The sequence below is a fragment of the Mycobacterium lacus genome (genome assembly GCF_010731535.1).
Lineage (GTDB): Bacteria > Actinomycetota > Actinomycetes > Mycobacteriales > Mycobacteriaceae > Mycobacterium > Mycobacterium lacus.
The window spans coordinates 543,437-555,533 of record NZ_AP022581.1 but is presented as its reverse complement, the minus strand read 5'-3'; the positions used below and the strand labels follow the sequence as shown (position 1 = coordinate 555,533).

The following is a 12,097-nucleotide window of genomic DNA, read 5'->3' as shown; positions in this document are numbered from 1 at the left end:
TGGCGCGGATATTGTAACGTCGAACGCTCATTTACCAGGGCAAAGGGCAACGATGACGACGGCTGACGAGCTATTGGGCTACGACGGAAAGCGGGTTCTGGTCGTCGGCGGCGCGACCGGGATGGGCGCCGCCGCGGCGCAGATCGCAAAGTCCCTCGGCTCGCACGTCACCGTGATGGATTACGCACCGGTCGACTACGCCGTCGATCGCGTGATCTCGTTGGACCTGAGTGACCAGGATTCGATCGACCGGGCAATCGACGAACTCGACGGTCCGGTCGACTCGGTGTTCTCGGCCGCCGGCATCGCCGACGGGCCAAAGCTGATGCGGGTCAACTTCATCGGGCATCGCCACCTGATCGAGCGATTGTTCGCGGGCAATCTGCTCAACCGTGGCGCGGCCATATGTTTCATATCGTCGGTCGCGGGAATGGGTTGGGAGAACTCCTTAGAGCGGGTTCAGGACTTTCTCGCCGCACCCGACTACAAGTCGGCATGCGACTGGGTCCACGAGCACGAGGCCGAGGGCTTCATTCACTACGGCTTCAGCAAGCAGGCGATCAACGCCTACGTGGCCTGGCAGGGCTACCACTTCCTGAAGAAGGGCGTCCGGATCAACGCGGTCTGCCCCGGTCCCACCGACACTCCCCTGGCCCGCGCGAACGCCGATCTGTGGCTGACCTTCGCCCAGGATTATCGCGACGACACGGGCAGTTCGGTGCTGACGCCCGAGGAGATCGGCAAGGCGATGATCCTGCTGAACAGCGCCGCCGCCGGCGCCGTCAATGGGATCACGTTGAACGTCGACAACGGCCACGCGATGGCGTCGCTCACCGGATCGTTTGCCCCCGGCAAGCCGATCATGGACCTCATCACTGGCCGCGTCCAATTGGCTTGAGCGCCTTGCCTGATCGCCCTTACAAGACTGCCGCGGAGTCCGCGGGCGCGCCCCGGGCGATCACGACCGGCATCGACGTCGCCGCGTCGGTGCGCAGGATGGTGTGCACCACGCCGACGAGGTCCTCGACCGGCATCAACTTGCCGGGCATGCAGCCACGCGACAACCACAGCGGGTAGGCCCGCATCGCGAGGGCACGATCCCAGCCGATGTTCATTCCGGTTTGCGCGTCGCCCTCGCCGCCCGCGCACTCCCCCACGACCAGGCTCGTGAAGCCGATGCCCGGGTGTTCGGCTCGCCACGCCTGCACCAGCCTCTCGAGCGCCGCCTTGCTGACGCCATACGCGCCGAGGCCCGGCCAGGGTGGCCCGAAAGTGCCTGCGTCGGAGGAGAGGTAGACCGCCTTGCCCGCCGAGGCCGTCAAGTGTGGCACCGCCGCCGCCGTGGCCAGCGCCGCGCCTATCACGTTGGTGTCGAAGACGCGCCGCCAGGTTTCGGCGTCGGTATCGACCAGGCGAACCAGCGGTGATACGGCAGGTGCGTAGACGAGGTTGTCGATGCCGCCGAGCGCGTCGGCGGCGGCGTTGACTGCCGATCCGCACTTTGCCTCATCGGTGACATCGCATGCGATGGCGATCGCACCTGGTCCCGCCTCCTTGGCCGCGGCCTCGATGCGCTCGCGCCGCCGGGCCAGCAGCGCGACCCGGTCGCCGCGCCGCGCGAGTCCGACCCCGATGCAGCGCCCGAGCCCGCTGGAGGCGCCAACCACCACCGTCTTCGACATGTCCGCCCTCACCGTTGAACCGCGTTGTCGCCGAGAAACATATCGCTTGCTGGGCGACCGCTCGGCAAGTGGGTGCGGTGCCGGTCCACTCGGTACGGTGGGCCCATGAAGTATCTCGACGTCGACGGTGTCGGAAAAGTCAGCCGGATCGGGCTGGGCACCTGGCAATTCGGCTCACGCGAGTGGGGCTACGGGGATAGTTACGCCGCCGGTGCCGCCCGTGACATCGTGCAGCGAGCGCTTGCGCTGGGGGTGACCCTGTTCGATACCGCAGAGGTGTACGGGCTAGGCAAGAGTGAGCGGATCCTCGGCGAGGCGCTCGGCGACGCGCGCGAAGAGGTCGCTGTGGCCAGCAAGATCTTCCCGGTCGCGCCGTTTCCCGCGGTGATCAAGCAGCGCGAGCGCGCCAGCGCGCGGCGGCTGCAGCTGGACCGCATCCCGCTTTATCAGATCCACCAGCCCAACCCGGTAGTCCCCGACTCGGTGATCATGCCGGGCATGCGCGACCTGCTCGACAGCGGCGACATCGGTGCGGCCGGGGTCTCAAACTACTCGCTCGCCCGATGGCAAAGGGCCGATGCCGCGCTCGGACGGCCGGTCGTCAGCAACCAGGTGCACTTCTCGCTCGCCCACTCCGGTCCGCTCGAGGACATGGTCCCGTTCGCCGAGCGCGAGAATCGCATCGTGATCGCCTACAGCCCGCTGGCGCAGGGGCTGCTGGGCGGCAAGTACGGCCTGGACAACCGTCCCGGGGGCGTGCGCGCGTTCAACCCGCTTTTCGGCACCGAAAACCTGCGGCGGGTCGAGCCGCTGCTGCAGACATTGCGGGCCGTCGCCGCGGATGTCGACGCCAAGCCGGCACAGGTGGCGCTGGCGTGGCTGGTCAGCCTGCCCGGCGTGGTGGCCATTCCCGGCGCGTCCAGCGTCGAGCAGCTCGAATTCAACGTCGCCGCCGCCGATATCGAGCTGTCTGACGATTCTCGCGACGCGCTCACCAACGCGGCCCGAGCGTTCCGGCCGGCATCGACGGGACGCTTCCTCACCGACCTGGTGCGGGAGAAGTTCGACCGTCGCTGATTGCAGTACCGCTACCGGATGGCGGTGCCGACGAAGTAGGTGCCGAGCAGGCTCGCCGCCATGAGAAGCACCCAGGCGTCCGTCAGTCGGCGCAGCAGGACCGGGGCCTGGCGCACCTCCATGAACTCTCGAAAGATGATGCGCACCTTGACGAGTGCGATCGCGATCACGCTCGACATGACCACCGCGCCGGGTCGCAGGGATCCAGTCAGGGCGTGGTCGATCCACACATACGACAGCGTGAACGACACCAGGATCAGCCACACCGCCAGCAGCCGCTTGTTGAACTTGATCACCGATCACCTCACCACGTAGAGCAGCGCAAAGATGAGCACCCAGAGGAAGTCGACGGTGTGCCAATAGGTGGCGCATGTTTCGACGAGCTCCTGGGATCGCCTCGCCGGGCTTCGGAGTTGGTAGCCGACGACGCCAAGGGCGACGAAGCCGATCAGCAGGTGCACGAAGTGGATCCCGGTGAGAAAGAAGTAGTACGTGAAGAAGTCGTTGCCGGACAGGCTGTTCCCCATGTGAGCTTGCCGGGCCCATTCGAACACCTTGGACGCCAGGAACACCAGACCGAGGAACGCCGTGAGGAAGGCGCCTTTGCGCGCCGGTCGGTAGGCGCCGACGCGGGCCGACTGGACGCATCGCGCCACCGACCAGGAACTCGACAGCAAGACCAGGGTGTTGAAGACCCCGATGTGCAGGTCCAGCTGCTCCCGAGAGCGCACGAAAAGCTCCGGGGTTTGGGCGCGGTGGAATAGATAGAACCCGAAATAGGCCGTGAAAACCAGCGTTTCAAACAGGACGAAGGCCCACATATCCGGCTGCCCGGGCACCAACTTTGCCGGCGTGTTCGCATCCGGTGCCGCGGCAAGGTCGGTCATCGTGGCGCCTCGGGCAGCGGCCCGGTACCGAAGTCCTCGCGCCGGATCATCTGCCGGAGCAAGAAGATGAACACGCCTGTGTAGATGCCAAATACCACCATGTCGAGCCACCACGCGACCTGTCCGTTCCAGGCCAAGACGCCCCGCCGGAAGATCCACGCGGGCGACACGACGATTTCGGTAAGCGCGTTGCACAGGTTGAGGTAGCCGAACCACTTGGGGAACACCCGATTCGTGTCGATGAGGATCGCGAGCATCCACACCAGCGAGCCAATCAGGAACACGCCCATGGTTCCGATGAAGGACAAGAAGGCGAAGTCGTAAAGCCAACCGATCAGCTCGGGATCGCGGTCGGGTCGCATGGCTCCCGCGGTCAGCACGATGCACAGCAGCAGCATGCCCGGAATCGCACTGAGCGAATACAGCATTAGGTACGAATACGCGAACGCGCGGCTGACGGACATGCGCCGCATCGAATAGGCGATGAGCGCGTTGCTCATCGTTGTCATACCGGTGACGAGAAACATGATGGCCAAGCCGATGATTATCCCAAAGTGGTTGTCGCGGAACCACTGCACGATTCTCGCGGCGTCCCAGCCAGGGTCCGGCGGGGGCTGGGTGCGCGTCAGCACGAAGAACACCAGGCCGAAGACGTTGTAGAAGACGACGAGCGTCCACCAGGGCAACCACAGCTCGCGCTTGGGGTCGTGCCGGCAATGCCAAGTGGTCGCCGGTGCCGACGCTGCCTTCATGCGGTGACCCGCTTGTCGCTGCGCCGCAAGCATTCGGCGCGCTCCCGGTAGACCGCCCGGCCCAGAACAACGGCCATCACCACGATCCACATGGCGATGGAGGCGTTCTTCAGCCAGAACGAGAGTGCGCCGTCCCACGCCACGGGGCCGGTCAGGGCCAGACCGACGAACGCCGCCGGCACCAGCGCGGCGGCGACGAGAAGATTGAAATGTGCCACCCACCTTTCGAATACCGGGTGCGGCTGATCGTCGAAGTAGATCGCCAGGGCCAGAATCACGCTTTGCGCAATCAGGAACGGGACCTGACTGGTGAACGTGATCCACGCGAGATCGTTGAACATCTGGGTCAGCTCCGGATTCCGTTCCGGGCGAAAGGCGGCCAGCAGCCAACAGCAGTTGGCGATGAGGAAGAGGGTCGGGCCGCCGGCCACGCAGCCGAGCATGCAATACGCGAGGATCGGCGTGCGATGAGCCATCCTGCGGATCTGCATCACGAGCAGGATCACAACCGGGATGAGGCCGACGCAGAACCAATTGAACAGGATCATGCTGTAACGAATGGCCGACTGGTTGTCTCGATAAAACGCGGCAACCTGCTCCGCCGCCAGGGTGGGCGACATGGGCGGCGTGAAGCCGGGGAACAACAAAAAAGCGCCGACCCAGATGATCGCGGTCACCGGCAGCGTCCACAGCAGGATCAGCTCACCATCGGCACGCCTTGGCGTACGCGGAAATGCTGGGGACTGCGGCCCGGCAGCGTCGTTCCCTTCACGGTCGGACATCGCTGACTCCTGTAGACGTTCGACTCGTCAGCGAGGCTAGACGATCGTCTAGCCTCGGGTCAATAGCCGTTCGTCTAGCCTGGTCCGGACGCTGCCCACTGCCAAAGAGATGCTGGGGATCATCCTTCGTTCCGTTCGACGATCACTGCGCTCCAACGTATCCGACTGGACCGTGGCGGGCAGCTATGTGGGTGTGGACTCGGATCGCTCATGCCAGCGGTCCAACAGCGCCGGAATCTCCTCGAGCAAGAAAGTGTAGAAGTCGCGCATCTGGGTGAGGCGTTGGCGGGCCAGGCTGGTGTCCTCGGTTGTGGCGATGCCCGCTTCGGTCACCTTGAGCACGGCCGTGGTCACCTCGTTTTGGTTGGTGTACTGCACCGCCCATGCGTTATCGCGGAGCCGGTAATGGTCGCGCCGACTCGCCGGCGCGGGCACGCGCTCCACCAGCCCGACGGCTGTGAGCATTTTGATGGCGCCGGAAATCGCCCCCGAGCTGGCGTTCAGCCGCTCGCTCAGGTCACCCGCAGTCATCGTCGGCCGCTCGGTGAACAGCAGCGCGGCCAGCACGCGCGCCGTCATGCGCTGCATCCCGTGCGTAGACAGAACCAGCGCCAATTCCTCGGCAGCCTCATGTGACGCGGCGATAGTTCCCATCTTTCAGAGTCTTCAGAAATCTGTGAAAGTTGAGTATAGTCAACGGGTGGCGCTCCGGGAAGGCTGGTCGGACTTGATATCGCGCACGCGGTGACAAGGCGAACCAACAGAGGGGCGACTCATGCCTACAGCTGACACCGTTATTCCCGCGCGTGTGATGACCGAGGTGATCCGTGTCCGCGGGCTGACATTCACCTATCCGAAGGCGTCCGAGCCGGCGGTCCGTGGCATGGACTTCACCGTCGGACGCGGCGAGATCTTCGGCTTTCTCGGGCCGAGCGGTGCGGGAAAGTCGACGACCCAGAAGCTACTGATCGGCCTGCTGCGTGGTCATGGCGGCAAGGCCAAGGTTTGGGGTAAAGATCCGCTGGCCTGGGGATCCGACTACTACGAACGGATTGGTGTCTCGTTCGAGCTGCCGAATCACTATCAAAAGCTCACCGGGCTGGAGAATCTGCGCTTCTTCGCCTCGCTATACGAGGGCGAAACGCTGGATCCGCTGGGGCTGCTCGACGCCGTTGGCCTCGCCGATGACGCCAAGACGCGAGTTGCCAAGTACTCCAAGGGAATGCAGATGCGGCTGACCTTTGCCCGCTCGCTGATCAACGACCCGGAGCTGCTGTTCCTTGACGAGCCCACATCGGGGATGGACCCGGTGAACGCACGCAATGTCAGGGACATGATCCGGGACCTGAAGGCACGCGGCCGCACGATCTTTCTCACCACCCACGACATGGTGACCGCCGATGAGCTGTGCGACCGCGTGGCTTTCGTGGTCGATGGCAAGATCGTCGCCCTCGACACGCCGAACGAGCTGAAGATCGCCCGCAGCCAGCGCCTTGTGGATGTCGAGTACCGCGGCGAGAACGGCCGCCTCGAAACCGCCGAGTTCCCGATGGACGGTCTCGCCGACGACCCGGCATTTCGCGCGGTGTTGCGAAACCACCACGTCGAGACCATCCACAGCCGCGAAGCCACCCTTGAGGATGTCTTCGTCGAGGTCACGGGGAGGCGGCTGGCATGACCCGGTTGGCACGCGCGCTGCGGCTCGAGTTCACGCTTGCGGTCCGGCAGCGGTTCCTGCATGCGGCAGTCTTCTCCGGGCTCATCTGGCTGGCCGTGCTATTGCCGATGCCCGCCCGCCTACGGCCGGTTGCCGAGCCCTACGTCCTGCTTGGCGACATCACGATAATCGGGTTCTTCTTCGTTGGGGGCACGGTGTTCTTCGAAAAGCAGGAGCGCACCATAGGCGCGATCGTGTGCACTCCGCTGCGGTTCTGGGAGTACCTGACCGCGAAGCTGGCGCTGCTGGTGCTGATCTCGCTCTGCGTGGCCATCGTCGTACCTGCAATCGCCGACGGGTTTACCTACCACGGTGTGCTGCTCGTGGCCGGGACCGTGCTCGGAACGCTGCTCATGCTGCTGGTCGGGTTCACGACGTCGCTGCCGTTCGCCTCGGTGACCGACTGGTTCCTGACCGCGACGATCCCGCTTGCGGTGACGAGTCTGCCGATCCTGCACTACGCCGGGCTGACGCGGAATCCGGCGTTCTACCTCATCCCCACACAGGGGCCGCTGATGCTGCTCGGCGCGGCCTTCCATCAGGTGACGCTGGCCCCGTGGCAGGTCCTCTACGCAGTGGTCTACCCGGTCGTATGCCTGGCGGGACTCTACTGGCTGGCCATGGCGATGTTCCTGCGCTACGTCATCGAAAGGTCGGGTGTTCTGTGATGACGACGGGAGCCGTCAACGTACGGGCGCTGGTCGCGTTTGGCCGCAACGACATTCGCGGCACGTACCGAGACCCACTGCTGTGGATGGTCGTGGTCGCCCCGATCATCTGGACCACCGGGGTTGCGCTCATCACCCCGCGGGTCACCGACATGCTGGCGATGCGGTACGGCTTCGACCTGGTGCCGTACTACCCGTTAGTCCTCACCGCGTTCCTGCTGTTGACGAGCGTCATCATCACCGGTGCGATCGCGGCGTTCCTGGTCCTCGACGAGGTCGACGCCGGTACCCTGACCGCGCTGCGGGTCACACCGGTCCCGCTGTCCACCTACTTCGGCTATCGCGCGGGCACGGTCATCGTGCTGACCACCATCTACGTGATCGCGACCATGACGTTCAGCGGGATGCTGCAGCCCGGGCTGGTGCCGGCGCTGATCCCGATCGGGCTGCTGGCCGGATTGTCCGGGGTCGTCACGCTGCTGCTGATCGTCTCGATGGCAAGCAACAAGATTCAGGGCATCGCAGTGGTTCGCGCACTCGGCATGCTCATCTCCGGGCTGCCATGCCTGCCATGGTTTATCGATTCCGCGTGGAACCTCGCCTTCGGCGTGCTGCCACCGTACTGGGCGGCCAAGGCGTACTGGGTGGCCAGCGACCACGGCACCTGGTGGCCGTACCTGGTCGTCGGCGTCGCCTACAACCTTGCCGTCGCCTGGCCGTTGTTGCGGCGCTTCCTTGCCAAGAACGCCTCTTAGCCTGAATCCGCGGATCCTTTTAGGTCCGATGCCACAACGTGGCGGCGGGCCGCCGAGTCGTCGGGTGAGCCCAGTCGCACGCTGTGGTATCGCCGCAGAATCCGCCCGCGCGCAGCAGGCGACACGCTGCTGAGTTAGCGAAAGTGCCTGTCCCACAAGGGATAATGAGACTGCTGTAGGTCCATCATTGCGAGCGAGAGGGCACTTTCTAGGCGACGGGTAGCGCAGCAGTTTGTCGGGTGAAAGTGTCGGCCGATGGTGGCGGTGTCGTGTCGCATGCCGGGGTGGGCATGCTGCGTGAGGTCGCGGATCTGACGGGTCTGTCATCGCAGGTCACCAAGGTGTTGGCGGATACCTATCGCGGACCGTGGACCGGGGATGCGTTCGCCGATCTGGCCGCGGCGGTGGCCGATGGTGCTAATTGTGTCGTTTCGGCCGCGGCGTTGTGGGGCGACCGCGAACACGCCTTCGGGGCGGTTGCCTCGACGACCACGTTGTGGCGGCTGGTCGATGAGCGCATCGACGCCGCTCACCTGCCTGGCATCCGGGCGGCCCGCGTGCCACCCACGGGTTCGCCGCCGCCTGCCGTGGGGCGCACGTGGGCTTCTCCTTGGGGGCGGTCATCGACGCCCGGGTGCAGGCCGGCCGTTGAGGCCCTGGGCACTGCCCAGGCGCGGTATCCGGCGATCGACACCGACGGCGCCATCCGCGACGGCGCCTGGGTCGCCGAGGCCACCGACCTGGTGGATCTGTCGGCCTGGCCGTCGGGCACCCGGTTGATCCTGCGCAAAGAACGCCCCCATCCTGGAGCGCAGCTACGGTTCAGCGATTCCGACGGACACCGCGTCACCGGGTTTCTCACCGACACCGGCGATGGTGTGATACCCGGCCAGCTCGCCGGCCTGGAGCTGCGGCACCGCCAACATGCCCGCGCCGAAGACCGCATCCGCCAAGCCAAGGAAACCGGCCTTGCCAACCTGCCGTTTCATGCTTTCGACGCCAACGCCGTCTGGCTGGAAATCATCTTGGCTGCAACCGATCTGGTTGCCTGGACCAAAATCATCGGCTTCACCAAGCACCCCGAGTTGGCGCGCTGCGAAATCCAGACATTGCGCTACCGGGTGCTACACACCGCCGCCCGCATCACCCGCGGCGCCCGCCAAATCCGGCTACGCATCGACGCCACCTGGCCTGGATACGCATCCGTGCCGCTTTCACCCGAGCCCCGCCACCATCGTTGACCCGACAGAGGAAAGACCCACCGGCCCCCAGGAAGCCCGCCCACCGGCGCGACATCCGGCAAGCTGTCACCCCCGCCTGCCAAAATCGACCTCACCAGCCGGCCAGAACCCGGCTCACCCACCACCCATCAGGCCGCGCGAAAAATCGAGGCTAACGAGGCCAATTTTCCCAAAATATTCCCGTGGGGCATGAAAACGGCCCCCGGAGAGATCTCCGAAGGCCATTTCGCTGGTAGCGGGGACAGGATTCGAACCTGCGACCTCTGGGTTATGAGCCCAGCGAGCTACCGAGCTGCTCCACCCCGCGTCGGTAAATGCCAGGTTACCGAACGCGTGGGAACCTCACCAAATCCCCCGCTCGCGGCCACACCCGTCCGGGAATTACACGTCCGGCAGTCGCTTGCTCAGCTGCTCCATCGTGAGCAGTTCCCGCCGCTCGTCGTCGAGGTAGGGAATGCCGATCCCGTATTCCTGCCAGCGGGCTGCGATTCGGGATTCCAGGTCGGGAGCGATCTTGTTGATCGCCGGGTAGTGGCGGCCACCCCACTCCGGCCGAGGTTCGAACTCCCAGCTTCGGGTGGCGTCGATCAGCACCCGGGTCCATTCGCCGCTGCCGTATTTGGCCATGTTTACTTTCTCGGGCGGGGTGGACGGATCCAGTGGCGAACCGAGCGTGGGTCCAAAGAACGTGATATCGCCGAGGCCGGCGTTCACCCGATATGCCAGGGCCCAGTCGAGCGCCTCCGGGTCGTGGACATTGATATCCTCCTCGACAACCACGACGTGCTTGTAGAACCACCCCGACCCGCTGGTCCCCCATAGCGCCGCGGCGACCTGCTGGGCGTGACCGCGATAGGCCTTGCGGATTTGCACCACGATGTTGGTGCCGTTGGATACCTGGGACATCCATACGTCGGTAACGCCGCCGACCGCGAGACTCTCCAGCAGGTTCCATGCGATCGCAGAGCGGGCGTAGTTGCACATCGAGTCTTCGACGAGAAAGCCCGGGCGCATGCCCTCGACGGTGCCGCGCAGCATCGGGTCGTCGCGGTGGGTGATCGTCGTGACCCGCAGGACGGGCGTCCGGGCCGAATGGCCGTCGAGGTAGCCCGGGTACTCCGCGAATGGGCCCTCCTCGGCGAAGGTGGCGGGGTCGGGATCGAGGTACCCCTCGACGACGACCTCGGCGCTCGCCGGCACATGCAAGGGCACCGTCTCGCAGGCCACCAGGTCGACCGGGCGGCCAAGCAGCGCGCCCATCATGTCCCATTCGCAGACGTCCTTGGGGAACGGGCTAGCGGCGCAGAACGGCAACACATCGTGCCACCCGTAGACGACGGCGACCGGCATGGGCTCGGGCCGGTACTGCTGGAAGTGCCCGCCCCAACCCTGGCTCGGCACCATCAGTTTGGCGATCTTGTTGCGGTCGACGATCATTCCTCGGTAGACACCGATGTTGTCACGTCCGGTGACTTTGTCTGCTGTGACCACACCACAGAACGTGTCGATGTAACGACCGCCGTCGGCGGCATGCCATTTTGGGGCCGGAAACTGCCAGAGGTCGATATCGTCGCCCTCGATGATGTTTTCCTTGACCGCGCCGGTCTCGACGACGCGCGGTGGGATGGGTTTCTTGAAGGTGTCCCTGAGATGGCGGACGATAGCCGAATCATTAGTGTTTTCAGGTAGACCCAGCATCAGCTGGACCTGGCGCCGGTTGCCGATGGCCGACGTCAAGAACCTCCGGCACCGAGTGTCCTGATGGCCGACGATGTTCTCGAACAACAGCGCGGGACCGCCGAGGGAAAGATTGGCGCGGGTGATCGCGCCGATCTCCTCGTTCCAGTCGACCTGCGCCGTAACCCGGCGCAACTGGCCGGCGGCTTCGAGTGTGGCCAGCCAGCTGCGCAGATCGGGCCCCGCCGTGGTCATTTCGTCCTCCTCACCGGATCGGAACTACCGAGCCGTTCGCCGGCAGCTTGTCGTCCTTCCAGCGCTTAATCAGACAGTGTTCGATCCCGACCTGATCGAGGACGCGGCCAACCACATGGTTGGTCACCTCATCGACCGACGAGGGCCGCGCATAGTAGGCCACTATCGGCGGAAAGATCACCGCCCCGACGCGCGACAGGTAGTGCAGGTTTTCCAGATGGATTTCGCTCAACGGAGCCTCCCGCGCGACAAGCACCAGCTTGCGGCGTTCCTTCAGCGTCACATCGGCCGCGCGGGTGATCAGGTTGTCGCTATAGCCAATTCGTATGGCGCTCAGCGTCTTCATACTGCACGGGCATACGATCATGCCGTCTGTGCGAAACGACCCGCTGGAAATGCCTGCGGCGAGATCGCGGGCGCTGTACGCGTGCGATGCCAGCGCCCGCACCTCCTGGACGCTACAGTCCGTCTCGAGCTTGATCGTCGCCCGCGCCCAGTCGCTGAGGACAAGGTGCGTCTCGACCCCCAATTCCCCGAGGACTTCCAGCAGCCGGATGCCCAGCGCAGCGCCCGTCGCTCCCGTCATGGCGATCACCAAACGCAT

General features: G+C 65.0%; 13 protein-coding genes, 1 tRNA gene and 1 pseudogene. 6 read left to right on the top strand and 9 right to left on the bottom strand.

Annotation, left to right across the window (positions count from 1 at the left end):
• Positions 1-52: 52 nt before the first annotated feature.
• The gene (locus G6N24_RS02710; protein WP_085161333.1) at positions 53-898 is read left to right on the top strand and encodes an SDR family oxidoreductase; all 846 of its coding nucleotides are present in this window, start codon (positions 53-55) and stop codon (positions 896-898) included.
• Positions 899-917: 19 nt separating this feature from the next.
• Here the strand turns inward: G6N24_RS02710 and G6N24_RS02705 are convergent, their stop codons facing one another.
• Positions 918-1,670: an SDR family oxidoreductase gene (locus tag G6N24_RS02705; RefSeq protein ID WP_179963487.1), complete on the bottom strand. Its 753-nt coding sequence runs from the start codon at positions 1,668-1,670 to the stop codon at positions 918-920.
• A gap of 117 nt (positions 1,671-1,787) precedes the next feature.
• Between G6N24_RS02705 and G6N24_RS02700 the strand changes: the two genes are divergently transcribed.
• Positions 1,788-2,759, top strand: a complete 972-nt coding sequence (locus G6N24_RS02700; RefSeq protein ID WP_085161337.1) for an aldo/keto reductase — start codon at positions 1,788-1,790, stop codon at positions 2,757-2,759.
• An 11-nt stretch (positions 2,760-2,770) separates the two neighbouring features.
• On the opposite strand, the gene G6N24_RS02695 is transcribed toward G6N24_RS02700, so the two are convergent.
• From G6N24_RS02695 to G6N24_RS02675, 5 genes are all read right to left on the bottom strand, one after another.
• On the bottom strand, positions 2,771-3,052 hold the full coding sequence (locus tag G6N24_RS02695) for a cytochrome C oxidase subunit IV family protein (protein ID WP_085161364.1): 282 nt from the start codon (positions 3,050-3,052) through the stop codon (positions 2,771-2,773).
• 6 nt (positions 3,053-3,058) lie between these two features.
• Positions 3,059-3,646, bottom strand: a complete 588-nt coding sequence (locus G6N24_RS02690) for a cytochrome c oxidase subunit 3 family protein (protein WP_085161339.1) — start codon at positions 3,644-3,646, stop codon at positions 3,059-3,061.
• Positions 3,643-4,398 (bottom strand): hypothetical protein, encoded by a 756-nt coding sequence (locus G6N24_RS02685; RefSeq protein WP_085161341.1) that lies wholly within the window; start codon positions 4,396-4,398, stop codon positions 3,643-3,645. Before G6N24_RS02685 ends, G6N24_RS02690 begins: the two co-directional genes overlap by 4 nt.
• Complete coding sequence (locus G6N24_RS02680) at positions 4,395-5,180, bottom strand: hypothetical protein (protein WP_085161343.1); 786 nt, start codon at positions 5,178-5,180, stop codon at positions 4,395-4,397. The genes G6N24_RS02685 and G6N24_RS02680 overlap by 4 nt, the downstream gene beginning before the upstream one ends.
• Before the next feature lie 183 nt (positions 5,181-5,363).
• The gene (locus G6N24_RS02675; protein WP_085161345.1) at positions 5,364-5,834 is read right to left on the bottom strand and encodes a GbsR/MarR family transcriptional regulator; all 471 of its coding nucleotides are present in this window, start codon (positions 5,832-5,834) and stop codon (positions 5,364-5,366) included.
• Between the two features lie 121 nt (positions 5,835-5,955).
• On the opposite strand from G6N24_RS02675, the gene G6N24_RS02670 reads away from it, so the two are divergent.
• The 4 genes and pseudogenes from G6N24_RS02670 (at position 5,956) to G6N24_RS02655 (ending at position 9,561) form a co-directional block, all read left to right on the top strand.
• Positions 5,956-6,858 carry an ABC transporter ATP-binding protein gene (locus tag G6N24_RS02670; protein ID WP_085161347.1) on the top strand — a complete coding sequence of 301 codons (903 nt, stop codon included), beginning with the start codon at positions 5,956-5,958 and terminating at the stop codon, positions 6,856-6,858.
• Positions 6,855-7,565 carry a fluoroquinolone export ABC transporter permease subunit gene (locus G6N24_RS02665; RefSeq protein WP_085161349.1) on the top strand — a complete coding sequence of 237 codons (711 nt, stop codon included), beginning with the start codon at positions 6,855-6,857 and terminating at the stop codon, positions 7,563-7,565. Before G6N24_RS02670 ends, G6N24_RS02665 begins: the two co-directional genes overlap by 4 nt.
• Entirely contained in the window at positions 7,565-8,320 is a 756-nt protein-coding gene (locus G6N24_RS02660; RefSeq protein WP_085161351.1) for a fluoroquinolone transporter permease, read from the top strand. Before G6N24_RS02665 ends, G6N24_RS02660 begins: the two co-directional genes overlap by 1 nt.
• A 239-nt stretch (positions 8,321-8,559) precedes the next feature.
• Positions 8,560-9,561 (top strand): annotated as a pseudogene (locus G6N24_RS02655) (transposase).
• 230 nt (positions 9,562-9,791) lie between these two features.
• Here G6N24_RS02655 and G6N24_RS02650 read toward each other — a convergent pair.
• From G6N24_RS02650 to G6N24_RS02640, 3 genes are all read right to left on the bottom strand, one after another.
• Positions 9,792-9,868, bottom strand: a tRNA-Met gene (locus G6N24_RS02650).
• A 74-nt stretch (positions 9,869-9,942) separates the two neighbouring features.
• The gene (locus G6N24_RS02645) at positions 9,943-11,493 is read right to left on the bottom strand and encodes a UbiD family decarboxylase (RefSeq protein ID WP_085161353.1); all 1,551 of its coding nucleotides are present in this window, start codon (positions 11,491-11,493) and stop codon (positions 9,943-9,945) included.
• 10 nt (positions 11,494-11,503) lie between these two features.
• The gene (locus G6N24_RS02640; RefSeq protein WP_085161355.1) at positions 11,504-12,097 is read right to left on the bottom strand and encodes a UbiX family flavin prenyltransferase; all 594 of its coding nucleotides are present in this window, start codon (positions 12,095-12,097) and stop codon (positions 11,504-11,506) included.